The 24766-nt window shown below is 70.4% G+C and carries 23 protein-coding genes; 15 read left to right on the forward strand and 8 right to left on the reverse strand.

The window, feature by feature from the left end:
- Position 1 precedes the first annotated feature (1 nt).
- The 4 genes from cobN (at position 2) to EPAKOI_RS18435 (ending at position 6638) form a co-directional block, all read left to right on the forward strand.
- Positions 2-3784, forward strand: a complete 3783-nt coding sequence (cobN, locus tag EPAKOI_RS18420) for a cobaltochelatase subunit CobN (protein ID WP_423194228.1) — start codon at positions 2-4, stop codon at positions 3782-3784.
- Positions 3781-4791 (forward strand): ATP-binding protein, encoded by a 1011-nt coding sequence (locus EPAKOI_RS18425; protein ID WP_423194229.1) that lies wholly within the window; start codon positions 3781-3783, stop codon positions 4789-4791. Before cobN ends, EPAKOI_RS18425 begins: the two co-directional genes overlap by 4 nt.
- A 56-nt stretch (positions 4792-4847) precedes the next feature.
- Positions 4848-5465, forward strand: coding sequence for a vWA domain-containing protein (locus EPAKOI_RS18430; protein ID WP_423194230.1), 618 nt, complete (start codon positions 4848-4850; stop codon positions 5463-5465).
- Between the two features lie 99 nt (positions 5466-5564).
- Positions 5565-6638, forward strand: coding sequence for a methyl-accepting chemotaxis protein (locus tag EPAKOI_RS18435; protein WP_124685317.1), 1074 nt, complete (start codon positions 5565-5567; stop codon positions 6636-6638).
- A gap of 12 nt (positions 6639-6650) precedes the next feature.
- Here EPAKOI_RS18435 and EPAKOI_RS18440 read toward each other — a convergent pair whose 3' ends face one another.
- On the reverse strand, positions 6651-7532 hold the full coding sequence (locus tag EPAKOI_RS18440; RefSeq protein WP_423194231.1) for an alpha/beta hydrolase: 882 nt from the start codon (positions 7530-7532) through the stop codon (positions 6651-6653).
- Positions 7533-7993: 461 nt separating this feature from the next.
- On the opposite strand from EPAKOI_RS18440, the gene EPAKOI_RS18445 reads away from it, so the two are divergent.
- Entirely contained in the window at positions 7994-8497 is a 504-nt protein-coding gene (locus tag EPAKOI_RS18445) for a copper resistance protein CopQ (protein WP_124685315.1), read from the forward strand.
- A 153-nt stretch (positions 8498-8650) separates the two neighbouring features.
- Complete coding sequence (locus EPAKOI_RS18450) at positions 8651-9265, forward strand: TetR/AcrR family transcriptional regulator (protein ID WP_124685314.1); 615 nt, start codon at positions 8651-8653, stop codon at positions 9263-9265.
- Positions 9266-9333: 68 nt separating this feature from the next.
- On the opposite strand, the gene EPAKOI_RS18455 is transcribed toward EPAKOI_RS18450, so the two are convergent.
- The 5 genes from EPAKOI_RS18455 to EPAKOI_RS18475 form a co-directional block, all read right to left on the reverse strand.
- Positions 9334-10101 carry an alpha/beta fold hydrolase gene (locus EPAKOI_RS18455; RefSeq protein WP_423194232.1) on the reverse strand — a complete coding sequence of 256 codons (768 nt, stop codon included), beginning with the start codon at positions 10099-10101 and terminating at the stop codon, positions 9334-9336.
- Complete coding sequence (locus tag EPAKOI_RS18460) at positions 10098-11129, reverse strand: M14 family zinc carboxypeptidase (protein ID WP_423194233.1); 1032 nt, start codon at positions 11127-11129, stop codon at positions 10098-10100. Before EPAKOI_RS18460 ends, EPAKOI_RS18455 begins: the two co-directional genes overlap by 4 nt.
- Before the next feature lie 20 nt (positions 11130-11149).
- Positions 11150-12064, reverse strand: coding sequence for a LysR substrate-binding domain-containing protein (locus EPAKOI_RS18465; RefSeq protein WP_124685311.1), 915 nt, complete (start codon positions 12062-12064; stop codon positions 11150-11152).
- Between the two features lie 234 nt (positions 12065-12298).
- On the reverse strand, positions 12299-14443 hold the full coding sequence (locus EPAKOI_RS18470) for a phosphocholine-specific phospholipase C (RefSeq protein ID WP_423194234.1): 2145 nt from the start codon (positions 14441-14443) through the stop codon (positions 12299-12301).
- Positions 14444-14504: 61 nt separating this feature from the next.
- The gene (locus tag EPAKOI_RS18475; protein WP_124685309.1) at positions 14505-14711 is read right to left on the reverse strand and encodes a hypothetical protein; all 207 of its coding nucleotides are present in this window, start codon (positions 14709-14711) and stop codon (positions 14505-14507) included.
- 456 nt (positions 14712-15167) lie between these two features.
- Between EPAKOI_RS18475 and EPAKOI_RS18480 the strand changes: the two genes are divergently transcribed.
- Positions 15168-15650: a hypothetical protein gene (locus tag EPAKOI_RS18480; protein WP_124685308.1), complete on the forward strand. Its 483-nt coding sequence runs from the start codon at positions 15168-15170 to the stop codon at positions 15648-15650.
- A gap of 12 nt (positions 15651-15662) precedes the next feature.
- On the opposite strand, the gene EPAKOI_RS18485 is transcribed toward EPAKOI_RS18480, so the two are convergent.
- Positions 15663-16826 carry a DSD1 family PLP-dependent enzyme gene (locus EPAKOI_RS18485; protein ID WP_423194235.1) on the reverse strand — a complete coding sequence of 388 codons (1164 nt, stop codon included), beginning with the start codon at positions 16824-16826 and terminating at the stop codon, positions 15663-15665.
- A gap of 179 nt (positions 16827-17005) precedes the next feature.
- Between EPAKOI_RS18485 and EPAKOI_RS18490 the strand changes: the two genes are divergently transcribed.
- From EPAKOI_RS18490 to EPAKOI_RS18500, 3 genes are all read left to right on the forward strand, one after another.
- Positions 17006-17380: a DUF6152 family protein gene (locus EPAKOI_RS18490; RefSeq protein ID WP_124685306.1), complete on the forward strand. Its 375-nt coding sequence runs from the start codon at positions 17006-17008 to the stop codon at positions 17378-17380.
- A 3-nt stretch (positions 17381-17383) separates the two neighbouring features.
- The gene (locus tag EPAKOI_RS18495; protein ID WP_423194236.1) at positions 17384-17881 is read left to right on the forward strand and encodes a DUF6644 family protein; all 498 of its coding nucleotides are present in this window, start codon (positions 17384-17386) and stop codon (positions 17879-17881) included.
- A 147-nt stretch (positions 17882-18028) separates the two neighbouring features.
- Entirely contained in the window at positions 18029-19573 is a 1545-nt protein-coding gene (locus EPAKOI_RS18500) for a methyl-accepting chemotaxis protein (RefSeq protein WP_423194237.1), read from the forward strand.
- A gap of 16 nt (positions 19574-19589) precedes the next feature.
- Here the strand turns inward: EPAKOI_RS18500 and EPAKOI_RS18505 are convergent, their stop codons facing one another.
- On the reverse strand, positions 19590-20183 hold the full coding sequence (locus EPAKOI_RS18505) for a 2-hydroxychromene-2-carboxylate isomerase (protein ID WP_423194238.1): 594 nt from the start codon (positions 20181-20183) through the stop codon (positions 19590-19592).
- A gap of 181 nt (positions 20184-20364) precedes the next feature.
- Between EPAKOI_RS18505 and EPAKOI_RS18510 the strand changes: the two genes are divergently transcribed.
- The 5 genes from EPAKOI_RS18510 (at position 20365) to EPAKOI_RS18530 (ending at position 24749) form a co-directional block, all read left to right on the forward strand.
- Positions 20365-21057, forward strand: a complete 693-nt coding sequence (locus tag EPAKOI_RS18510; protein WP_423194239.1) for a PadR family transcriptional regulator — start codon at positions 20365-20367, stop codon at positions 21055-21057.
- Between the two features lie 2 nt (positions 21058-21059).
- Positions 21060-21896 carry a siderophore-interacting protein gene (locus EPAKOI_RS18515; protein ID WP_423194240.1) on the forward strand — a complete coding sequence of 279 codons (837 nt, stop codon included), beginning with the start codon at positions 21060-21062 and terminating at the stop codon, positions 21894-21896.
- Between the two features lie 72 nt (positions 21897-21968).
- Entirely contained in the window at positions 21969-22352 is a 384-nt protein-coding gene (locus EPAKOI_RS18520) for a hypothetical protein (protein ID WP_313836958.1), read from the forward strand.
- A 122-nt stretch (positions 22353-22474) separates the two neighbouring features.
- A complete protein-coding gene (gene alaC / locus EPAKOI_RS18525) occupies positions 22475-23692 on the forward strand; it encodes an alanine transaminase (protein WP_313836956.1) in 1218 nt (405 codons plus the stop codon).
- Between the two features lie 115 nt (positions 23693-23807).
- Positions 23808-24749 (forward strand): LysR family transcriptional regulator, encoded by a 942-nt coding sequence (locus tag EPAKOI_RS18530; RefSeq protein WP_124685298.1) that lies wholly within the window; start codon positions 23808-23810, stop codon positions 24747-24749.
- The last annotated feature ends 17 nt before the right edge of the window (positions 24750-24766 follow it).

A 24766-nucleotide genomic window follows, 5' to 3' on the forward strand; every position in this document is an offset into this window, starting at 1 on the left:
GATGCACCTGCTGTCCACCCGTCCCGGCGGCTTTGTCGAGGACAACGGCGTCGTGCTGCGCATGGACCAGACGCCGGGCGACATCGTCATCCTCAGCGCGGCCGACACCACGCTGTCGCTGCTGGCCGCTGCGGTGCCCCGGCTCGGCGCCGGCTATCCCACCGTGCGGCTGGCTAACCAGATGTACCTGCGCCAGCCGGCGTCGCTCGATCTCTACGTCGACGAGGTGCTGCAGCACGCGCGCGTGGTGGTGGTGGACCACCTGGGCGGCGCCAGCGACTGGGCCTACGGGCTGGAACGCCTGCCCGAGATCGCGCGGGCGCGCGGCCAGTTGCTGGTGATGTTCTCCGGCGACCTGGCCGAGGACGACAACCTCGCGCGGCTGGGCAATGCGCCGGCGGCGCTGTCGCATCAGCTCTGGCGCTACCTGCGCGAAGGCGGCGCCGGCAACGCCGAGCAGTTCTTCCGCTGCCTGGGCCAGCATGCGTTCGGCCACACGGAGCCGGTGCTGCCGGTGCAGGGCCTGCCGCAGGCCGCGCTCTATCACCGCGATCATGGCGTGGCCACGGCCGCCGACTGGCAGCGCGAATGGGCCGCGCGCGGCCTCGGCGGCGCGCCCGTGGTGGCGCTGCTGTTCTATCGCTCGCACCTGCAGGCCGGCAATACCGACGTGTTCGACGCGATGGCCGATGCGCTGCTCGACGCCGGCCTGTGCCCGCTGCCGCTGGCGGTCAGCTCGCTCAAGGAGCCGGTGTGCCGCGACGTGCTGCAGCGGCTGTGCGACGCCCACGCGGTGTCGCTGGTCCTGAACACCACGGCCTTCTCGGTGGCCTCGCTCGACAACGCCGGCGAGGCCGACGCGCCGCTGGCCAACGACGCGCCGGTGCTGCAGGTCATCCTGAGCGGCGGCAACCGCGAGGACTGGCTGGCCGACAGCCAGGGCCTGGGCACGCGCGACGTGGCCATGCACGTGGCGATGCCCGAGGTCGATGGCCGCATCATCACGCGCGCCATCAGCTTCAAGGGGCTGGCCTACCGCTGCCCGCACACCCAGGTGGATGTCGTGCGCTACCAGCCCGATGCCGGGCGCATCGGCTTTGTCGCGGAACTGGCGCGCCGCTGGTGCCGGCTGCGCACGCTGCCGGCGGCCGACAAGCGGCTGGCGCTGATCCTGGCTAACTATCCGGCCAGCGAGGGCCGCATCGGCAACGGGGTGGGGCTCGATACGCCGGCATCGGTCGTGCGGATACTCGCCATGCTGCGCGATGCCGGGTACGCCACGGGGCCGCTGCCGGCCGACGGCGACGCGCTGATGCAGGGCCTGACGCGCGGCGTGACCAACGACATCGCGCAGCACGCCGCACGCCCCGCGTTCCAGAGCGTGGCGCTGGACGACTACCGCGCGTGGCTGGCCCGGTTGCCGGCCGCGAACCAGGCGGCCATCGCGCAGCGCTGGGGCCCGCCCGAGGCTGATCCGATGGTCCGCGCCGGGCGCTTCATGATCGCCGGCGTGCGCGCGGGCAACGTGTTCGTCGGCATCCAGCCGGCCCGCGCCTATGGCGTGGACGACTACGCGAGCTACCACGATGCCGAGCTGGTGCCGCCGCACGGCTACCTGGCGTTCTATTTCTGGCTGCGGCACGTGTTCGCCATCGACGCGGTGGTCCACGTGGGCAAGCACGGCAACCTGGAATGGCTGCCCGGCAAGAGCGTGGCGCTGGCCGACACGTGCTGGCCCGACGCAATCCTGGGTCCGCTGCCGCACCTGTACCCGTTCATCGTCAATGACCCCGGCGAAGGCGCGCAGGCCAAGCGCCGCGCGCAGGCCGTGATCATCGACCACCTGATGCCGCCGCTGACGCGCGCGGAGAACTACGGCCCGCTGCAGGACCTGGAGCGGCAGGTCGACGAGTACTACGAGGCGCTGACCGTGGACCCGCGCCGCGCGAAGCTGCTGCGCAAGGGCATCCTGCGGGCCATCGTCGACCAGCAGTTGCACCGCGAGCTGGGCATCGACGCGCCGGCCAGTGGCGAAGAGGAAGACGCGCTGCTGAACCGTACCGATGCCTGGCTCTGCGAACTCAAGGAGTCGCAGATCCGCGACGGGCTGCACGTGTTCGGCCAGTCGCCGCAGGGCCGGCAGCGGCGCGATACGCTGGCCGCGCTGGGCCGCTTCCCCGTTGGCGACGGCCGCGAGGGCCGGGCCAGCCTGCTGGCGGCGCTGGCGGCCGACCTTGCGCTCGGCGACGGCTTCGACCCGCTGGACGCGGACTGGGCCGCGCCGTGGATCGGCCCGCGCCCGGCGTTGCTGGCCGAGGTCGACGCGGCGCCGTGGCGCCACCATGGCGATACGCGCGAGCGGCTGGAAGCGCTGGCGCTGCGGCTGCTGGACGACGGCGCGGCCATCGGGCCGCAGTCGGCGGCGGTGCTGGCGCGCCTGCGCGATACGGTGGCGCCGCGCCTGGACGCCTGCGGGGCGCAGGAACTGCTGCAGCTCGAACGCGGGCTGGCTGGCCGCTTCGTGCCGCCCGGCCCCAGCGGCGCGCCGTCGCGCGGGCGGCCCGACGTGCTGCCCACGGGCCGCAACTTCTACTCGGTCGATACGCGCGCCGTGCCGACGCGCACGGCGTGGACGCTCGGCCTGCGCGCGGCCAGCCAGCTTGTCGAGCGGCACCTGCAGGAGCATGGCGAGTATCCGCGCGCGGTGGGGCTGTCCGTCTGGGGCACGGCCACCATGCGCACGGGCGGCGACGACATCGCGCAGGCCATGGCGCTGATCGGCGTGCGGCCGAAATGGGCGCATGGCAGCCATCGCGTGGTCGACTTCGAGATTTTGCCGATGACCGTGTTCGACCGGCCGCGCGTGGACGTGACGCTGCGCGTGTCGGGCTTCTTCCGCGATGCGTTCGCCAACCTGGTCGCGCTGTTCGACGCGGCCGTGCAGGCCGTGGCCGCGCTGGACGAGCCCGCCGACGTCAACCCGATCCGCGCCCGCGTGCTGGCCGAGCAGCAGGCGCTGGAAGCGCGGGGCATGGCGCCCGACGCGGCCCGCGTGCGCGCCGGCTGGCGCGTCTTCGGTGCCCGGCCCGGCGACTATGGCACGGGCCTGCAGGCGCTGGTCGACGGGCGGCGCTGGCAGACCGATGCCGACCTGGCGCACGCCTACCTGCATGCGGGCGGCTATGCCTACGGCCAGGGCGCCGATGGCGTGGCGGCGCCGGACACGTTCGCCACGCGGCTGGCCGGCATCGACGCCGTGGTCCAGAACCAGGACAACCGTGAGCACGACATCCTCGACGCCAACGACTACTACCAGTTCCAGGGCGGCATGGTGGCGGCCGTGCGCCACCTGGGCGGCGCGCAGCCGGCGATCTACCACGGCGACCACGCCAACCCGGCGGCGCCCCGCGTGCGCACGCTGCAGGAGGAAATCGCGCGCGTGATCCGCACGCGGGTGGTCAATCCGAAATGGATCGACGGCGTCAAGCGCCACGGCTACAAGGGAGCCTTCGAGATGGCCGCCACGGTGGACTACCTGTTCGGCTATGACGCCACCGCGCGCGTGGTGGCCGACCACCAGTACGCGCTGGTGGCCGACGCCTACGTGCACGACCCCGCCACGCGCGACTTTCTGGCGCGGCACAACCCGCGCGCGCTGCAGGGCATCTGCGAGCGGCTGCTGGAAGCCATGGCGCGCGGGCTCTGGCAGGCGCCGGGCGACCAGAAGGACCGCATCGAACATCTATTGCTCGACAACGAGCAGCATCTGGAAGGCATGCCATGACGAAGACGGCCCTGCGCCCGATTTTTCCGTTCAGTGCCCTGGTGGGGCAGGCGCCGCTGCAGCAAGCGCTGCTGCTGGCGGCCGTGGACCCGGGCATCGGCGGCGTGCTGGTGACCGGGCCGCGCGGCACGGCCAAGTCCACGGCGGCGCGCGCGCTGGCCGAGCTGCTGCCGCACGGCCAGTTCGTGACGCTGCCGCTGGGCGCCAGCGAGGAACAGCTCACCGGCACGCTGGACCTGGGCCACGTGCTGCAGCAGGGCGAGGTGCGCTTCCAGCCCGGCCTGCTGGCGCGGGCGCACGACGGCGTGCTGTACGTCGACGAGGTCAACCTGCTGCCCGATCCGCTGGTCGACCAGTTGCTGGACGTGGCCGCGAGCGGCGTCAACGTGGTGGAGCGCGACGGCGTGTCGCACCAGCACGCGGCGCGCTTCGTGCTGGTCGGCACGATGAATCCGGAAGAGGGCGAGCTGCGGCCGCAACTGCTGGACCGTTTCGGCCTCGCGCTGGCGCTGTCGAACTATGCCGATCCGGCCGCGCGGCAGGCCATCGTCCGGGCCCGGCTGGCGTTCGATGCCGACCCCGAGGGCTTTCGCGCGGCGGTGGCGCAGCGGCAGGCCGATCTTGCAGCGCGCGTGGCGCGGGCGCGCGGCGCGCTGGGCGGGCTGCCGTTTGGCGACGCCGTGCACGACCGCGTCAGCGCGCTGTGTCTGGCGGCGGCCGTCGATGGCGTGCGCGCGGATCTGGTGATGCTGCGCGCCGCCCGCGCGCTGGCTGCGTGGCAGGGCGCGGCGGCCATCGACACCGGGCACGTCGATGCCGTGGCCGAGCTGGTGCTGCACCACCGGCGCCAGGCGTTGCCGCCCGAAGCGGACGCAGCACAGGCGCCCGCGCCGGACCCGGCGCCATCGAACGACCCGTGGGGCGGGCTGCCGCCGCCGGCGCCGCCGGGCATGGCCGACGTCAAGCCGCTGAAACCGTTCGGGAAGCTCGCGCCAAAAAAAGCCTGAGCCACCGGCGGCCGTCTGCGCAGGACCGGCAGGGCGGCCACCGGTGGCAGGCTCCCTTGTCGCGCCGGCAGACGGCCCCCGGTGGCACGCCGGGCACGCGCGTGCACTGGCCGCGCACGCTGGCGGCGCGGCGGCAGTCGACGCTCGATGCGGGCCATCTGCGCTTCCGTCGCGCGGCGGCGCGCGCCGGCGTGCTGCATTGCTTCGTGCTCGACTGTTCGGGGTCGATGGCCCACGGCGAGCCGCTGGCGCTGGCCAAGGGCGTGCTGGCGCGGCTGGTGGAGCGGGCCTATCAGGCGCGCGCCGACGTGGCGCTGGTCTGCTTTGCCGGCCAGCAGGCCGAAGTGCGGCTGGCACCGTCGCGCGCGCGGCCGTGGAACGACGACTGGATCCGGCCGATCGCGGGCGGCGGCGGCACACCGCTGGCGCTGGGCGTGGCGCGTGCCGACCAGTTGCTGGCGCGGCAGGCGCGCCGCTGGCCGGCGCAGCAGCGCTGGCTCTGGCTGCTGACCGATGGCCGCAGCCCCGAGGCGCCCGCGCGGCCGGCGTGGGCCGACCATGCAACCATCGTCGACGTGGAGCGCCACGCCCAGCCGCTGGGTCGCTGCCGCCAGATTGCCGCCGCCTGGGACGCCGACTACCGCACCGCCGAATCGCTGGCGCAGGGCGGCTAAAGTTTCCGGCCGCCCGGGCCGTTAGCCCATCGATAGCCCCGGACAACGCGGGGCGGCAAACGTGGAGCGGAATCGATCATGGCCTGGGACAACTTGAGCATGCGCACCCGGTTGGGCGCGGCATTTGGCGTAAACGTGCTGCTGGTGGCGGCCATCCTGGTACTGGCGCAGGGCCATGTGTCCGATGGCAGCACGCGTAGCTGGCTCTGGACGCTGGGCATCGTCGTGCTGGTCTTCAGCGTGGTGTGCTGGTTCCGGCTGGCGCGGGCCATCGAGGAACCGCTCAAGGAGGCCGAATTCATCGCCGAGACCGTGGCGGCCGGCGACCTGAGCAAGGATTTCGAGACCGAGCGCGGCGGCGACTTTGGCCGCCTGCTGGGCGGGCTGGGCGAGATGGAGGACATGCTGACCGAGCTGGTGACGCGGATCAAGGCTGCCAGCGATTCGATCTCGTCGGCGTCGCAGCAGATTGCGGTGGGCAACACGGACCTGTCGCAGCGCACGGAAGAACAGGCCGCCACGCTGCAGGAAACGGCGTCGAGCATGGGTGAGCTGACGTCGATGGTCAAGCAGAACACCGAGCGCGCGCGGACGGCCAACGGGCTGGCGGCGTCGGCGTCGGGCATCGCCGAGCGCGGCGGCGCCATCGTCGGCAACGTGGTGCAGACCATGGACGCCATCAGCGCCAGCTCGCGCAAGGTGACGGACATCATCGCCGTGATCGAGGGCATTGCCTTCCAGACCAATATCCTGGCCCTGAACGCGGCCGTGGAAGCGGCCCGGGCCGGCGAGCAGGGCCGCGGCTTCGCGGTGGTGGCGGGCGAGGTGCGCACGCTGGCGCAGCGCAGCGCGGCGGCGGCCAAGGAAATCAACGTGCTGATCAACGACTCGGCGCGGCAGGTGGAAAGCGGCTCGGCGCTGGTCGGGCAGGCGGGGCAGACCATGGAGGAGATCGTGCAGGCGGTGCGCCGCGTGACGCAGATCCTGGGCGAGATCGCCGTGGCGTCCGAGCATCAGAGCGAGGGCATCGAGCAGGTCAACGTCGCCGTGACGCAGATGGACGACGTGACGCAGCAGAACGCCGCGCTGGTGGAGCAGGCTGCCGCGGCGTCGTCGGCACTGGCCGACCAGGCGCAGGTGCTGCAGAAGGTGGTGGGCGAGTTCCGGCTGTAGGCGCCGGGCCGGCTACAGCCGGCTACCGCGCAGCCAGCCGATCACGGGCGCCCAGAACGTGTTCATGCACGTGGCGTCGATGGCGGCGTTGTGCGGCAGGCATTCGAACACCACCAGCCGGCTCGGGCCCTGCGTGGCGCGCACCAGGTGCTCGGCGTGGTGGAACGGGATGGTGGCGTCGCACCGGCTGTGGATCAGCATGACGGGCAGCTTCAGCGCGCGCAGCCGCGCGATGTTGTCCCAGGGGTTGGGCAGCGCCCACGCCAGCCAGCCCGGCACCAGCCCCGTCGCCACGGCGGCTGCGCGGGCCGAGCGAAAGCCGGCGCCGATGACCACGCCGTCCGGCAGCGGCTGCAGGCCGCCCAGCACATCGAGCAGCACCCCGCTGCCTAGCGAATACCCCATCACGACATGCCGCGCCGCGCGCGGCGCGGCGGCGCGGAACTGGGTGTAGGCGGCCAGCGCGTCCTGGCGCAGCCGGCGCACGCTGGCGGTGCCGGAACTGGCGCCATAGCCGCTGTAATCGAACACGAACGAACTGATGCCGGCCGCGTGCAGCAGCGCCTGCACGGGCGCCCAGTCGGCCAGAGATTCCTCATCGCCATGGAAGACCGCCAGCGCGGGCGCCGCCGGGTCTGGCGCGGCCACCCACGACGCGTGCAGCGAGCGGTCGCCGCTGTCGAACCGGAATTGATGCGAGGTGACGCCAAGGTCGTCGGGCGTCAGCGTGCCGGGCTGGCCCGGCCCGAATGCCTCGCGCTCGATGGCGCGGTACAGCAGCAGGCGGCCCATGCCGGCCGCCATCGCCAGGCCGGCCAGGCCCAGCGCACCGAAAAACCAGTGGCGGGCGCTCAGGGGCGTGGGGGGCGCGGGCGGCGCGGTGGGCTCGGACATGGTGTCGTTCGACGAGAGCGAGTGTGTGATAACCGTAGCACTCGGCGGGGCAATCGTCAGGCGCGGCGGACAGTCGTCACGGATTCGGGGCGATTTTCTCCTTGTGAATCAATCGTATATCGACGAAATAAAGCCGCTCAATCGGCCCGATAGAAAAGTTTTTGGCCTGGATCGCCATCTTGTCCTTGCGAATCTATCTACAGGTAGATAGTATTCACGCCATGGACAGCGACGCACCGGAACGAACCGGCAAGCCAGCCGGAACGAACCCAGCGCCACCGTCCACGCAATACCAGAGGTTGCCGTTCCGACGGCGGTTTTTTAGGCCCGATCCTCTATCTAGCAGTAGATAGCATCACGCTAGCGAGGACTACCGGGCAAGCCGCCGACTTTGCCAAACATCCGGGCAGCACGATCCGCCAACGAACCAGGATCTCGCCGCCCCAGCCAAGGAGAGCATCATGAACGCCAAGACCATCCTGACCGCCGCCGCCCTCGCCGCCGCCTTCGTGACCGGTGCCGCACAAGCCGCCCAGCCGCGTGGCGAAGCGTACGGCTACACCTACCGCGTCAACGACGCCCGCAGCACCTTTACCGATGGCGCACGCATCGGCCAGCGCGATGCCTTCACCGACGGTGCCCGCATCGGCAACCGTGACGCCTTCACCGACGGTGCCCGCGTGACCAACCGTGACGGCCTGGTGGCCGGCATCGCCAACCGCGACGTGTACTCGGGCGGCGCCCGCATCAGCAACCGCGACGGCTTTACCGACGGTGCCCGCACCGCCGACCCGTACCTGGACGGCGCCCGCTTCGTGGCCGGCCTGGACACGAAGGGTGTGTCCGCCAGCCCCGGCCGCAAGGTCGATCCGTATCTGGACGGCGCCCGTGGCAACGGTCCGCGCAACCCGTACTTCGACGGTGCCCGCTCGACCGACGTCTACACCGACGGCGCCCTGGCCTGATCCCGCAGTAGTCGAGCACCGCGTCATGACCTGACGCCCGCCGACGCAGGCGCGCACCCCAAAAAGGTGCGCGCCTGCCCATTTGTACGGCCGCAGTTGACTCCGGGAAAATCCCGGTTGAGTATCTATCTTCGTGTAGATAAAGTACCAGCCATGAAAACCCAACCCGTCCGCGAGCAACTGCTCGAACATACGCTGGTCCTGATCCGCAGCCGCGGCGCCAACGGCTTCAGCTATCGTGACCTGGCCGAGCTGGTGGGCGTCAAGACGTCCAGCATCCACTATTACTTTCCGTCGAAGGACGACCTGCTGCTGGAAGCGGTGAAGGAGTACAGCCGGCGGATTTCGGAACGGCTGGCGGGCATCGACCCGGCCCTGCCGGTGCTGGAGCAGGCGCGCCAGTACCTGGAACCGCTGCGCCAGACGTGCGGCTCCGGCCAGATCTGCCTGGCCGGCATGCTGTCGACGGAGATCCTGAGCCTGCCCGAGTCGGTGCACCACGTGCTCAAGGAGTTCTATCACATCAACGAGGCGTGGCTGACCCGGCTGCTCGAACGCGGCCAGCGGGAACGCGAGACGCCTTACCCGGTGCCCCCGGCGATGCTGGCGCAGGTGATCTACGGTTCGCTTCAGAGCGGCCTGATCGCGGCGCGGCTGTTCGGCACGCAGGATCGGCTGGAAGCGGCGGCCGAAACGCTGCTCGGCGCCCTGTGCAACAAGCGGGCAAAGGCGCTGCTGGATTCGCAGATCACCTGCGGATCGCTGTAACACTCCCGTCGCTTGCCGTACCGGCCGCCGCACCAGGCGGCCGTTTTGTTTGATCCGGCGCCTATTGCTTATGGCGGACGCCGCGACCCCTCGGCCACCCAGGCCCCCACCGTTTCACACAACCATTCCGGATCGTCGTGCGGCAGGTCATGGCCCGCCCACGGCTGGCGCACGTGCCGCGCCGCGCGCCAGGCATCGGCAAGCCGGGCCGAGCAGGACGGATTGACCAGCCGGTCGGCGTCGGACGACACGATCAGCGTCGGACACGCCGGCGCCGCCGGCTGGGCCCGGAAGCGTGCGGCGGCCATCAGCTGGCGCCAGGCCGCGTCCCGCGTGACCGGCGCGGTCTGGCCGATTTCGACCCAGCGCGCCAGGTCGGCGTCGCGCGTATCCAGCCGTTCGCAGGTCAGCCGATGGATCGTGCGCTCGCAGCGCGGCCGGTCGTGCCAGTGGCGAACCATGCCGGCGATGGCGGCCCAGTTGCGCGGCCGCAGCCGCTCGGTGGCCCGGCTGAACGGACGCATGCTGGTGTTGACCAGCACCAGCCCGGCCACTTCGCCCGGCCATGCCTGCGCCCAGTCGGTGGCCACCATCGCGCCAAGCGACATCGCCAGGATGTGCCACGGCCCCGGCCACTGCGACGCCCGCGCCGCGCCGCGCACGGCCTCGGTCATGCCGCGCACGGTGGCCGGCACGGGCAGGTGGCGGGCGTTGCCATTGCCGGGCAGGTCGATCATCAGCGGCGGCGGCAGGCCGTGGGCGGTCCAGCGCTCGGGCAGGGCGCCCCAGTGGCGCGATTCGCGCGTCAGCCCGCGCAGGAAGATCCAGCCGCTCATGGCGCCGTCTTGCCGTTCTGCCAGTGCGCGCGCGCCTGGTCCAGCAGCAGTTGCCGGTGCTGGCCGTGCGGCAGCCAGCGCTCGGGCGCCACGGCCACGCGGCCCAGGAAGTCGAACAGGCTCACGTGGCGGCGCAGCACGCGCGCGGTGCGGTGGGCCTTGATCGGATTGAAGATGCCGGCGCGCGAGAACAACTGGCGCGGGTTTTTCTTGATCCAGAGCCACGAGCCCAGTTCCAGCGTCATCGGCAGGAACAGGTTGGCCGGCGGCGTGCGGTCGTAGGCAAAGTCCCACAGGTCGCCGTGCAGCAGGTACTGGTGGCTCTGCGGCTCGAAGGCGTAGCCGTGGTGGGGGTGGGCCTGTTCGAACATGGTCTTGAGCAGATACATCTCGGGCAGGTGCGGCATCGGCGCGTGCGTGCGCGCGTACGGGAACCAGATGCTGTCGCGCCAGCCGTAGCCGGAATGGCAATCGACCGCGAAACTGAGCGGCCGGGGCAGCAGTTCCTGTTCCACCACGCGCAGCAGCGCCTGGCTTTCGGCTTCCATCGGCGATCCGGCCCGGCCGCGATACCACGGCAGCCACTTGCCGATGCGCTGGCCGCCGGCCAGGAACGGCACCGGGGCATCGGCATTCTGCGGCGCATTGCGCATCAGGTCCACCCCGTTGGGATTGGCGCGCGTGGCCAGGTACATGCCGCCCGGATTGACGATCGGCATGAACACCAGCCGCACCGTTTCGAGCTGGCGGTGCAGCAGTTCGTCCCAGCTCAGCCGGCACAGCAGCGAGCGCAGGTAGTCCAGCACGAGCTGGGTGCCGATGCGCTCCAGCCCGTGGATGCCGCCGAAGATGCCGATGGCCGGCGCGTCGGGCGCGCGGGTGCCAAGACTGGCCACGTGGACGTCGAGCGTGCGGTCGGCCACGCTCACCTGGCACGCGCTGCGGGTGTCGAACCAGGGCTCGCCCAGCTCCAGCAGCGTCAGGAGCTGATCGTATTCTGGAAAACCGTGGGGGGCCTGACCGGTCATCGGCGGGGTGCGGGGGCGGGTCAGTTCAATATAGGCGCTGGGGGCGGCGCCTCGCAACGCGGCCCGGCGGCATCGAGCGGCGCCACCAGGCAATCCAGCAGGGCGCCCACCAGCCGCGTATGGCGGCGGCCGGCCAGGCAGTACAGGTATTCGTGGATCACCGGCGCCTCGCTGGCGAATGGCACGGCCACCAGCGCCGGGTCGTGCGGCACCTCGCCCACCGGCATCACGCTGGCGCCAAGGTTGTGGCGGATTGCCTCGCAGATGGCCTCGCGGCTGCCGATCACGGTATGCGACGGCATGCCCGCGCCGGCGGCCCGCAGCGACGCCTCGGTGGCCTCGCGGGTCATCGACCCCTGCTCGCGCACCAGCAGGTGGCAGGCGGCCAGTTCGGACACCTCCACGCGCGGCCGGCGCGCCAGCGGATGCACGGGATGCACCACCAGCACCATCGGGTCGGCGGCCAGCGTCACGCGGTGCAGGCGGTCGTCGTCAAGCGCGTGCGACGAGACCGCGGCATCGATCCGGTATTCGTAGAGCGCGTCGATCATCTGCTTGGAATTGCCGATCTCGATGCTGATCTCGATGGCCGGATAGCGCTGGCGGAACGCCGCCACGCTGCGCAGGATGTAGTAGGGTCCGGTGGCCCCGATGCGCAGGTTGCCGAACCGCAGGTTGCCCGCGTTGCGCAGCAGGAAGTCGGCATTGCTTTCCTGCTGCATGATCTGCTCGGCCAGCGGCATCAGCGCCACGCCCACGTCGCTCAGGTCCACCCGGCTGGCGCGGCGATGGAACAGTTCCACCCCGTACAGCTCTTCAAGCTGGCGGATGCGACCGGTGACCGTGGGCTGGCTCACGCGCAACTGCCGCGCGGCCGTGGTGATGCTGCCCTGTCGCGCCACCTCGTAGAACGTCGTCAGCAGGTCGCCAAGCATGGGGGTATCCGATAGACCAAAGGCAATGGTCGCGGACTATAAGGCGGAAATATGACAGGGTGACGAAGGGGGGCGGGCGAGGGTTTGCTCCCCTCTCCCGCGCGCGGGAGAGGGGTCGGGGGTGAGGGCGGGGGAGGGTCTGCTTGCCGACCGTGTCCGCATATTGAGCGGCCGGCCCTCACCCCCAGCCCCTCTCCCGCAGGCGGGAGAGGGGAGCAGACAGCGCGGGGTGAGTTAGCCGCCCATCGCCGGATCCGACGTGGTGTGCTTGCCGTTCTCCAGCCGGCCGGCAAAGCGGCGGCTGAAGCCGCCCTGCTGGGTGGTGACCGTGAAGTCGTACCAGTTGCCTTGCGCCGCCACGGGCCAGTGCTGGTCGTGGTCCCCGCCGGCGGGCACTTCGAAGGTCCACGGGCCGTCCTGGCGATAGGCGTTCGGCTTGACCGTGAACGTGCACGGCGCGGAGCCTCGGTTCAACAGCGTGAGCCAGACGGCGGCGTTGGCCTCGTCGTAGCAGACGCGGATCTCCGGCGCGGCGCCGCCGCCGGCGGCCTTCTGGGCGGTGATGTCGCCCACGAATGCGCGGTGGTAGCCGTTCGGGCCCAGCACCCAGAAGTTGTAGCGGCCGCCGCTGGCGCTGACGTCGATCGTGGCGATGTGCTCCTTGCCGGCTTCGATCGCATAGCGGCGCGGCACGTTGCCCAGGTGCAGGCGGTCGTAGACGTGGAACACGGCTGCCTGCTGGCCGTCGTTCCTGAAGTGCAGCCGGAACGTATTGGTCAACGGCTCCTCCAGGCCGCTGGTGTGCAGCGAGTAGGGCAGCGCGCGCGACGGGCGCGTGCCGCTGGCCTGCTTCGGCATGGTCTGCGCCAGCACGGTCGGCGCGGCGATCTGCGGCTTGGCGTCCTGGTCGGTGCGCGCGGCGTCGGCGCCGGCCTTGGTCAGCGGCGTGACGCCGAGCGTGAAGTTGCCGTTCGGGTTGACGAAGTCGAACGCGCTCATCAGGTCGCCCATGATGGCGCGGCGATAGGCGCTGATGTTGGTCTCCGCCACGCCAAAGCGCTGCTCCAGGAAGCGCAGGACCGACGTGTGGTCGAACACCTGCGAGTTGACCCAGCCGCCGCGGCTCCACGGCGACACCACGTACATCGGCACGCGCGGGCCCGGGCCGAACGGCGTCTTGTCCACGCTGTAGTACTCGGTGTCGGCGTTCATCGTCGTATGGCCCACCGGCTGGCCCGCGGCATCCAGCGCCGGTGCGCACGGCGGCGGCACGTGGTCGAAGAAGCCGTCGTTCTCGTCGAAGTTGATCAGCAGGACGGTGCGGCTCCAGATGTCCGGATTGGCCGTCAGCGCGTCCAGCACCTGCTGGGTGTACCACGCGCCCTGCACGGGGCTCGACGGCCCCGGGTGCTCCGAATACGTGGCCGGCGCCACGATCCACGACACCTGCGGCAGCGTGCCGGCGGCAATGTCGTCGCGCAGCGCCTGCAGGAAGCCGCCGTCGGGCATGGTGTTGGCGATGCCCTTGAACAGCGGGTTGGCGGTGTCGTCGGCCGGGGTGTACGGCGGGTACGGCGAGCCGTTGGCGGCATTGCCGCGCGCGGCGTTGGCGGCGCGGTACTGCTGGAAGCCGGCCAGCGGGTTGTCGGTGAAGTTGTCCGGCATGTTCTGGTAGACCTTCCAGCTCACGCCGGCGGCCTGCAGGCGCTCCGGGTACGTCGTCCAGGTGTAGTTGATGCCGGTGGCGTCCAGCGAATCGCCGCGGTTGTCGATGACCGGGCCGCCGTGCGTGCCGGCCGGGTCGTTGGTGCCGGTCCAGTGGAACAGGCGGTTGGTGTTGGTGCCGCCGTGGAAGCTGCAGTGGTAGGCGTCGCAGATCGTGAACGCGTTGGCCAGCGCGAACTGGAAGCCCAGTTCCTGCTCGGTGTAGTAGCCCATCGACTGGGTCTGCTTGGCGGTGGGCCAGGCGCTCATGCGGCCCAGGTCCCACGCGGCCTGCGCGTCGAGCTGGCTGTGCGGCGTGCCGTTCACGCGCTGGGCGTTGCCGGCGGTCTGGTCCAGGTGATAGGGCAGCACCACGCGGTTGACGTTGCCGTTGGCGTAGGTCTGCTGGAACACGTTGCGGCCGCCGGGCAGCGGGATCGTGATGCGGTCGCCAAAGCCGCGCACGCCGGCCATGGTGCCGAAGTAGTTGTCGAACGAGCGGTTTTCCTGCATCAGCACCACGACGTATTCGACGTCGCGGATCGATTTGGTGGCGTTGTTGGCCGGGATGGCCAGGGCGCGGCGGATGGCGGGCGGGAACGCGGCAAGCGCGGCGGTGGCCGCGGCGCTGCCGCCGGCCATCTTGAGAAAATTGCGTCGGCTGCTGGAAGTCATGTCGGAATGCCTGAGTGGTCGGATGCGCGAAAGGGCGGACGTACGGTCGTGGGGCGGGCCCTCAGGGCGCGCACTTCATCTGCGGCTTGACTTCGGGGGTGCTGGCGCCGGTGCCGGGGTTGCCCGGCGTATTGGGCGTGCCGGGTGTGCCGGGCGTGGCCGGGCTGTCGCTGTCGCCGCCGCAGGCGGCCAGCGCCGCGCAGAGCAGCACGGCGGCCAGCAGGCCCGGGGGGCTGCGCCTGGCAAGGTGTCGGATGGCTTGGGTCATGGTCTGTTGGCTCGTGGGGAGGAACGGACCGCAGCGTAAGCAGCCCGGAGGTCACCCCGGTGACATGCGCATCAAGATTTCCGATGCCGGCATTCGCGAATTTTGTGGTCCATGTACAGACATTGCATACATGGGCAGGATACGAAAGACTTGCGGCCCAAGTGCCTTTTGCGATGCCGAAACGTGCATCTGGCATGCAATTCGTGCTGCGTCGCACCACGCCGTGTGCTAAGGTTTTAGACGTTTCGCTCAGATCCACGCTGGCGCCGCGCCCCCGCGGCGCCGCTGCATTTTCGGCAGACCCAGGCCCCACAAGGGCTGCAGGGTCGCCACCGGGCAATAGACCCGGATTGCGCTATTTTTGTTGCGGTCGCAACAGGCCGTGACCTTGCTTGTAAACGGGGCAGGCCGCCACCAGAGTAGAGGCGGATCGATGCGCGTTTGCAGGAGCTTCACATGGAACAGGAAAACGGATTCGTCTGGCACTACACGGTCGGCACACCGCTTGTCGCCATTGCCCGCTCAGGTCAACTGATGCCGGCCGTGGGCCACGCGAGCGCGCCGCGATCCGGCGACGGCATCCTGTGGTTCTCCCGTAACCAGCAGTGGGACCCGTCCGCCACCCGCGACGATGGGCTGAGCGCCGCGCGCCAGTCGCTGTCGCGCGCCGCGCTGCATGCGCGCTTCGGGCTGTACCGGTTCGGGCTGCCCGAGCAGGACCTGCGGCTGCTGCCGTGGCCCACCGTCACGCGCGTGGCCGACATCGACGTGCCCGAGGCCATGACGATGGTCGCCAGCGGCCTGCGCTGCGGCGCCGCGCCGACCGACTGGGTCGGCACGCTGTCGGCGATTCCGCTCTCGGATCTGCATTTCGAGAAATGGTCGGGCACCGCCTGGGTGCCGGCCGACCTCAACGAACTGGTGGCCCAGTTCGCCTGACGCCCGGGCCGCTCAGCGGCTCAGGCCCCGCGCCGCCACCGGCCACACGCATTCCACCACGCCGTCGCGCACGCCGATGATCTCGTCGTAGAGGTTCAGCGTCGGGTCGCAATGGCCCGGCACCAGCATCACGCGGCTGCCCAGCGCGGGCAGGTCGCGCACGCGGCTGGCCAGCCTGGGCGCGATGATCCCGTGCTCGTCGTTGGCCGCCACGTATTCCAGCTTCTCCGAGCGCGCGCCGTCGGCCCAGATCCACGGCAGCCCCGAATCCACGGCCATCGACTTCAGGCCGGCATCCACCACCACGCGGTCTCCGGCCGCCACGCTCATCACCGCGCTGGCGATGAACAGGCTGTGCTCGCAGTTCGTCGACGCCGGGCGCTCGTCGGTCAGGTACTCGTTGGCGCCATAGTCGGCATCCATGAACACGTACGAGCCGGGCTGGATCTCGGTGTAGACGCCGCTCTGCAAGTCGAACTCCACGCTGCCGCTGCCGCCGCCGGTAATCACCATGTTGCGCGCGCCGGCCGCCTCCAGCCGGGCCACGAACGCGCCGGTGCGATCCGCCGCGCGCGCCGCGCCGGCACGCCGTTCCTGCCAGCCGCGCAGGTGCTGGATGCCGCCGTGGTACGCCTGCAGGCCGCACAGCGACAGCGGATGAAGCCGCGTGATGCGGTCCACCAGCGGCAGCATCGCGGCCGGGTCGGTCACGCCGCAGCGCCCCTGGCCGACGTTGATCTCGATGAAGACGTCGAACCGGGTGCCGACCGCTTCGGCGGCCTTGGCCAGGATGTCGATCTGCGCCATGTCGTCCACGCAGACGCTGACGTGCGCACGCAGGGCCAGTTGGGCCAGCATCGCCGCCTTGGCCGGCCCGGCCAGTTCGTTGCTGATGTGGATGTCCCGCACGCCCGCGCGCGCGAACGGAATCGCCTCGCTGATCTTCTGGCAGCAGATGCCCACCGCGCCGCGCTTGATCTGCGCCAGCGAGATATCGGGGCACTTGTGCGCCTTGGCGTGCGGCCGCAGCTTGACGCGCGCCCGGTTGGCGGCGCGCTGCATGCGGTCCACGTTGCGCTCGAAGGCGTCGAGGTCCAGTACGAGCGACGGGGTGTCGATGGTGTCGGCGGGTTGGCCCGGGCGTGCGGCCGGCGGCAGATCGAAGGCGGTGGACATGGCGGGAGTTGCGTGGGAGATGACCGTTGACAGGCGGCCACAGCGTAACACGGCGTGCGGGATGCCTCGGCTTGGCGGGCCGGCCCCGGTCATCTACGATGGGTGGGGTGTCCCTTGCGGCGGTTGCGCTGCCCGCCAGCCCATCCGCGCCCCCCATATCCACGCTCCAGGAGTCCGACATGTTCGCCCTGCGTCCCCTCGTTTCCCGTATCGCGCTGGCCGCTACGGCCGCCGTTGCGCTGGCCGCCGCGCCGGCGCTGGCCCACCACGGCTGGTCCACCTACGACGAGACCAAGCCGCTCACCGTAACCGGCAAGATCGTCGAAGCCCACTACGAGAACCCCCACGCCACGATCCGCGTCGACGCGCAGGGCAAGCGCTGGTTCGCGGTGCTGGCGCCGGTGTCGCGCATGACGTCGCGCGGGGCCACGGCGGAAAAGGTGGCCGTCGGCCAGCAGGTGACCATGGTCGGCTACGCCAGCAAGGAAAAGGCCGACGAAATGCGCGTGGAGCGCATCACGTTCGACGGCGGCCAGACCGTGGAGCTGCGCTGACCGATGGGCTGGCTCGATGGCTGGGCCGCCCAGTTGGCGGCGGCGCCGTTCGCGGTATGGCTGCGGGCGTCGCCATGGGCGTACCCCGCCTGCGAGATCCTGCACCTGGCCGGCATGGCGCTGCTGTTCGGATCGATCGTCGTGGTGGACCTGCGGCTCGCCGGGCTGGGCCGCCAGTTGCCGGTGTCGCTGCTACTGCGGCACGCGCTGCCCGCGTCGGTGGTCGGCTTCGTCATCATCCTGGCCAGTGGCGCGCTGCTGTTCGTGGCGCATGCCGATGAACTGGTCGCCAACCGCGCCTTCCTGGTCAAGCTGGGGCTGATCGGGTTCGGGGTAGCCAACGCGGCGTGGTTCCACGCCGGGCCGTATCGCCAGCTGCACGCCGGCGCGGGCTGGGAGACGCGCCGCGCGCCGCCCCCGCTGGCCCGCGCGTGCGCGGTGCTGTCGCTGGTGACGTGGACACTGGTGATCTGCGCCGGACGGCTGATTGCCTACGTCTAGCCCCAGCCGGTGGCGGTCATGTGGCGTCAGCGCCGCATGGTGGCCCTTCAATTTGATGTAGCGCAAACGCCGGGCAGCGCGCGTCTCAAGCTTTCAGGGTGGTGCGACGTTAAGGCGGGCTGAATCCATACGTGTAGAGCCCCCTTGATGAACAACCTCAGTATTCGCCACGGCCTGCTGGCGACGCTTGTGATTTTCGGCCTGATGATCGTATTCGGCGCGGTGCTTGGCGTGAGCCAGCTCAGCGCCAGCAGCGACGCCGCGGAACGTATCCACGTGATTGCGTCGCGCGCGCTGCTGCTCAACGACGCCTACAAGGACATGACGCGCGCGCGCTCCGCGCTGACGCGCGCGTACAGCTCGGCCAAGGCCAGCGGGCAGGCCAACGACGACGCGCTGGCCAGCGCGCAGAAGTCGATCGGCAAGTCGAAGGACGAGCTGGACGCGTTCGAGAAGGCGCCGGCCTTTCCGGAGCAGGATGCCGCCACCCGCGACGACATCGTCGCCGCCGGCCGCGCCCACATGGACGTGGTGCAGCGGGGCCTGGACGCGCTGCGCAAGGGCGATCCCGACGCCTACGCCGCCATCAACGACAAGGACATCACGGCGTCCGGCGCCAGGTACTCGGCCGGCGTGGAGCGCTTTCAGCAGTTCGCCACCAAGCTCAACGCCGATGCGATGGCCGAAGGGCGCGCGCGCCTGAACCGGGTGATCGCGCTGGTCTGCGTGGGGCTGGCGATGTCGGCTGCGCTGATCGTCGCGGTGCACCTGGCGCTGCGCAAGCTGGTGGTGACGCCGCTGTACCTGGCGCGCGACCTGATCATGCGCGTGGCCGACGGCGACCTGACCATCGACGTGCCGCGCGCGGGCCGCAACGAGATCGGCCAGTTGCTCGATGCGGTGTCCCGCATGCAGGCGGGGCTGACGCAGACCGTGGCCAAGGTGCGCGCGGGTTCCGATGCGGTGACCACCGGCGCGCGCGAGATTGCCGCCGGCAACACGGACCTGTCGTCGCGTACCGAGGAGCAGTCGTCGGCGCTGGAGCAGACCGCCGCCAGCATGGAGGAGCTGACCTCCACCGTCGGCAGCAACGCCGAGAGCGCCACGCATGCCAGTACACTGGCCCGCAACGCGGCGGACCTGGCCGCGCGCGGTGGCGAGGTGGTGCGCGGCGTCGTGCATACGATGAGCGAGATCAACAGCAGTTCGCAGAAGATCGTCGACATCATCGGCGTGATCGACGGCATTGCGTTCCAGACCAATATCCTGGCGCTGAACGCCGCCGTGGAGGCCGCGCGGGCCGGCGAGCAGGGCCGCGGGTTTGCCGTGGTGGCCGGCGAGGTGCGCAGCCTGGCGCAGCGCAGCGCCAATGCCGCCAAGGAGATCAAGGGGCTGATCGACTCGTCGGTCGACAAGGTGGACGCCGGCAGCCAGCAGGTGGAGCAGGCCGGCAGCACCATCGAGGAAATCGTGGCGGCCGTGAAGCGGCTGGCCGATACCGTGAGCGAGATCTCGGCGGCGTCGATCGAGCAGTCCAGCGGCATCACGCAGGTCAGCGAGGCCGTGTCGCAGATGGAGCAGGTCAACCAGCAGAATGCCGCGCTGGTGGAGCAGGCGGCCGCCGCCGCCGATTCGCTCGAAGCCCAGGCCAACCAGCTAGCCGCCGCCGTGGCGACGTTCCGGCTGGCCTGACCCCCGGGCGGCGCGCTCAGCCGGCGAGCTGTTCCTCGACGAACAGCAGCCGGTCGTTGCCCCAGTAAAGCTGGCCGTCGACGATAAAGCTTGGCGCGCCGAAAATGCCGCGCGCCACGGCGTCTTCCGTCGCGCGCTTCAGTTCGGCCTTGACCTCGGGGTCGTCCAGCATCGCCAGCGCCTCGCGCGCGTCCAGCCCCGCCTCGGCCAGCACCTTGCCAATCTCGTTCGGATCGTTGAGGTTGCGGCCGGCTTCCCACATCGCCGTGTAGATGGCGTCCACGTAGCGCTGGAAGTCGGCGTCGCCCTTGCGCTGGTAGCCCACCGCGCCGCGCATCAGCGCCAGCGTGTTGACCGGAAAGTGCGGGTTGTGCCGGAACGGCACGCCGTAGCGGCGCGCCCAGCAGGCCAGGTCGCTATCGGACCACTGGCGCTTGGCCTCGATCTCCATCGGGCTATGGTTGCCCGTCGCCTTGAACACCCCACCCAGCAGCATCGGCCGCCAGACGATCGTGGCGCCCGTGCGGGCCGCCACGCGCGGCAGTTCCTTGTAGGCGAGATACGAATAGGGGCTGCCGAAATCGAAGAAAAACTCCACCTGCCTGGTCATGGGCTGTCTCCGTCGTGGTCGTGTCGGGTCTTTGGCCGCCGGCGCGGGGCCGGGGTGGCTTGCATTGTGACAGGAACTCCGCGCGGGTGTCCGGCCGAGTTGGCAGCGCGAAATCCCTCCTTGACTTTATATCGTACGATATATATCTTACGATACGTCTTACGACATAACGGAGTGCACGATGCGACATCTTTTCGGACACCGGGGCCACCACGGCCACGCTCACGGCCACGGCCATCCCTTCCACCACGGCATGGGCCGGATGATGATGGCGGCGATGGGGCGGGGCGGCTTCTGGTCGGGCGGCGGCGGGGGCGACTTCGGCGGCGACGACGGCTTTGACGGCGACAACCTGCGCCGGGGCCGCAAGTTCAGCGCCGAGGACCTGCAACTGCTGCTGCTGTCGCTGCTCGACGAAAAGCCGTCGCACGGCTACGAGCTGATCAAGGCGCTGGAGACGCGCACCGGCGGCTTCTACAAGCCCAGCCCGGGCGTGGTCTACCCGGCGCTGACGTTCCTGGAGGACGTGGGCTATGCCACCGTCGACCTGGAAGGCAACAAGAAGCGCTACCAGCTATCCCAGGCCGGCCGCGCCTACCTGGACCAGCACCGCGCCCGCCTGGAGCAGATGGTGGCGCGCCTGCAGCACGTGGCGCGCAAGATGGACTTCATGCGCCGCGCCATGAGCGGCCAGCCCCAGCGCGACGTGGAAGAAGGCGGCTGGGCGCCGGAACTGGTGCAGGCCCGCGCGCGGCTCAAGCAGATGCTGATGATGCGCAGCGGCGCGCCGGCCGACGAGCAGCGCCGCATCGCCGCCATCCTCGAACGCGCCGTCGACGAGATCGAACGCGGCGCCAGCCAGCCGGGGGTTTGACCATGAGCGATAACCGCGACCTGACCGTGCAGCGCGTGCGCCATCCGCTGAAGATGCGCCGGCTGCAGGTGCTGCGCACGCGCCAGGTGTCGCCGCAGCTGCTGCGCGTGACGCTGGGCGGCGACGACCTGGCCGACTTCGTGTCCGCATCGTTCGACGACCACATCAAGGTCTTCTTTCCCGCGCCGGGCACCGACCAGCCGGTGTTGCCCGAGGTAGGCCCCGACGGCATCGTGTTCCCCGAGGGCCAGCCCCGGCCCCAGGCGCGCGACTACACGCCGCGCCGCTACGACAACGCCGCGCGCGAGCTCGACATCGAGTTCGTGCTGCATGGCGATGGCCCGGCGTCCACGTGGGCGGCGCAGGCCCAGCCGGGGCAGGCCCTGGGCGTGGGCGGCCCGCGCGGGTCGTTCGTGATTCCGCACGGGTTCGACTGGCACCTGCTGATCGGCGACGACACCGCGCTGCCGGCCATCGGCCGCCGCATCGAGGAACTGGGGCCCGATGCGCGCGTGATCGTCGTGGCCGAGGTGGCCGACGCGTCGGCGCGCATCCCGCTGGCCACCGGCCCGCACGCCGAGGTGCACTGGATCTTCCGCGATGCCCACCGCGATGCACAGGGCGGCGACGTGCCGGAAGGCAGCCAGCTCGCCCCCACGCTGCGCTGGCTGACGCTGCCGCAGGGCGAGGGCTACGTCTGGGCCGCCGGCGAGGCCGCCGCGATGCGCGAGGTGCGCCAGCACCTGGTGAACGAGCGCGGCATCCACAAGACGCGCATCCGCGCGTCGGCCTACTGGAAGCGCGGCAACGCGGCCGTCCACGAGACGCTGGACGACTGAACCCAAAGTATGGTTTGCGCGGGCGTGCGGCGCGGCTACACTGCCAGCACGCCCATTGCCACGGACCCCGCCATGCCACGTCTGCCCCTGTTGCTCGCCGCCCTGACAGCCTCGATCGGACTGGCCGCCTGCGCGCCCGATTCGTTCCGCAACTACGAGGCGCGCGGCCTCAACAGCTATCTGGACAAGGTGCAGGACGTCTGCGCCAATACGCGCCTGGGCAGCCAGCCGCTGGGCGAATGGCTGCGCAGCGGATCGGACGACAGCGACAGCAACTACGTCTACTGGCTGGACCAGACGTCGCGGCTCTACTACAACCGCATCACCGTGCCGCAGTACCGCGACGCCATCGCCGCCACGTTCGGCGGCAGCAAGGCCAACGCCGACGCGCTGGACTGCATCGTGCGCAACCTGCCGGCGGACCGTCCCACCAGCCCGCCGGGCGGCATGTTCTGATTTTTGTGGCGACGGCCAGTTGTGCGATCTCGCGCGGCTGGCTATGATCAGTCCCCAGTGGCCGAGACAACGGCCACGACGTCGCTCGGACGGTTCCGGGCGCTTACGTAAAGGACTCCTCCATGACTGCCGAATCCGGCAAGCGCCGCTTTGCGCGCATCGATCGCCTTCCCCCCTACGTCTTCAACATCACCGCCGAGCTCAAGATGGCCGCCCGCCGCCGTGGCGAGGACATCATCGACATGAGCATGGGCAACCCCGACGGGGCCACGCCGCCGCATATCGTGGCCAAGCTCGTCGACGCCGCGCAGCGGCCGGACACGCATGGCTATTCGGCGTCCAAGGGCATCCCGCGCCTGCGCCGCGCCATCTCGCACTGGTACCGCGACCGCTACGACGTGGAGATCGACCCCGACCGCGAGGCGATCGTCACGATCGGGTCGAAGGAAGGGCTGGCGCACCTGATGCTGGCCACGCTGGACCGGGGCGACACCGTGCTGGTGCCCGATCCGAGCTACCCGATCCACATCTACGGCGCGGTCATCGCCGGGGCCGATATCCGCTCGGTGCCGCTGACGCCGGACATCGACTTCTTTGCCGAGCTGGAGCGCGCCATCCGCGGCAGCTACCCCAAGCCCAAGATGATCGTGCTGGGCTTTCCGTCGAACCCGACGGCGGCATGCGTGGAGCTGGACTTCTTCGAACGCGTGATCGCGCTGGCACGCAAGCACGACATCTTTGTGGTGCACGACCTGGCCTACGCCGACATCGTGTTCGACGGCTGGAAGGCGCCGTCGATCATGCAGGTGCCGGGTGCCAAGGACATCGCTGTGGAATTCTTCACGCTGTCCAAGAGCTACAACATGGCGGGCTGGCGCATCGGCTTCATGGTCGGCAACCCGGACCTCGTGGCCGCGCTGACCCGCATCAAGAGCTACCACGACTACGGCACGTTCACGCCGCTGCAGGTGGCGGCCATCGCCGCGCTGGAAGGCGACCAGCAATGCGTGAAGGAGATTGCCGCGCAGTACCAGGCGCGGCGCGACGTGCTGGCGCGCGGCCTGATCGAGGCCGGCTGGCCGGTCGATATCCCGAAGGCGTCGATGTACATCTGGGCGCGGATTCCCGAGCCGTACCGCGCGCTGGGGTCGCTGGAATTCTCGAAACAGTTGCTGGCCAAGGCCAAGGTGTCGGTGTCCCCGGGCATCGGCTTCGGCGACTTCGGCGACGAATACGTCCGCTTCGCGCTGATCGAAAACGAATCCCGCATCCGCCAAGCCGTGCGGGGCATCAAGGCAATGTTCCGCGCGGATGGGTTGGTGAAGGTGGCGGGGGGGTGAGTTGGCCGATGGTTGTCTCCCGGGCGCCGCGGCGCGCCCGTATCTGGTATAAGACCCGGGAATATGGGAGCCGACCCCCGCTGGCGCGGGCGGGCCGGCCAGCCGGGGGAGCCAGATGGAATTGCGCCAGCTTCAGTATTTTGTCCGGGTGGTCGAACTGGGCAGCATGAGCCGGGCCGCGCTGGAACTGGACATGGTCCAGTCGGCCGTGAGCCAGCAGATCAGCCGGCTGGAAAGCGAGCTGGCCACCCGCCTGCTGCGCCGCACGCCGCAGGGCGTGACGCCCACCGAGGCCGGCCTGGCGTTCTTCCACGAAGCGCAGCTCACGCTGCGCCATGCCGAGCAGGCCCGCCGGGCCGCGCACCAGGCGCGGCTGTCCGGCGCGGTGAGCGTGGGGCTGGCGCCGACCACGGCGTCGGTGATCGGCGTGCCGCTGATCCGCGCGATGCGCGAGCGGTATCCCGACGTCCGGCTGCATATCGTCGAAAGTCTCTCCGGCCACCTGACGGCCATGCTCAACGCGCGGCAGCTTGACCTGGCCGTGCTGTTCGGCACGCACGCGGCCCGGCGCTGGACCGTGCTGCCGCTGCTGGAGGAAACGCTGTTCCTGATCCAGTCGCGCCGCAGCCTGCCGCAGGGCCGTGCCGATCCGCCCGCGCAGCGCACGATGGCGGACCTGGCCGGTGTGCCGCTGATCATGCCCAGCGGCGTGCACGGGCTGCGCAGCACGCTGGACGCCGCGTTCGCGCGCGCCAAGGTCACGCCCCACGTGGTGCAGGAGGTCGATTCGCTGGCCATGCTGATGGATGCCGTCGACATGGGCTTTGGCGCCACGCTGCAGCCGTGGGCGGCGGTTGGCCGCTATCCGGACGCCGAGACGCGCTTTCACCTGGCCCAGATCGACGATCCGCAGGTCGGCCGGCGCAACCTGCTGTGCAGCCTGTCCGACGACGAACTGTCGCCGGCCGCGCTGGCGCTGCGCGTGGTGCTGGGCGACACGGCGCGCGGGCTGGTGCGCTCGGGCGAGTGGCACGGCGCTAGGCTGCTGGAAGGCTAGGGCCGCCGGCCAGCGGG

It is taken from the genome of Cupriavidus sp. H18C2 (assembly GCF_049393795.1).
GTDB lineage: Bacteria > Pseudomonadota > Gammaproteobacteria > Burkholderiales > Burkholderiaceae > Cupriavidus > Cupriavidus pauculus_C.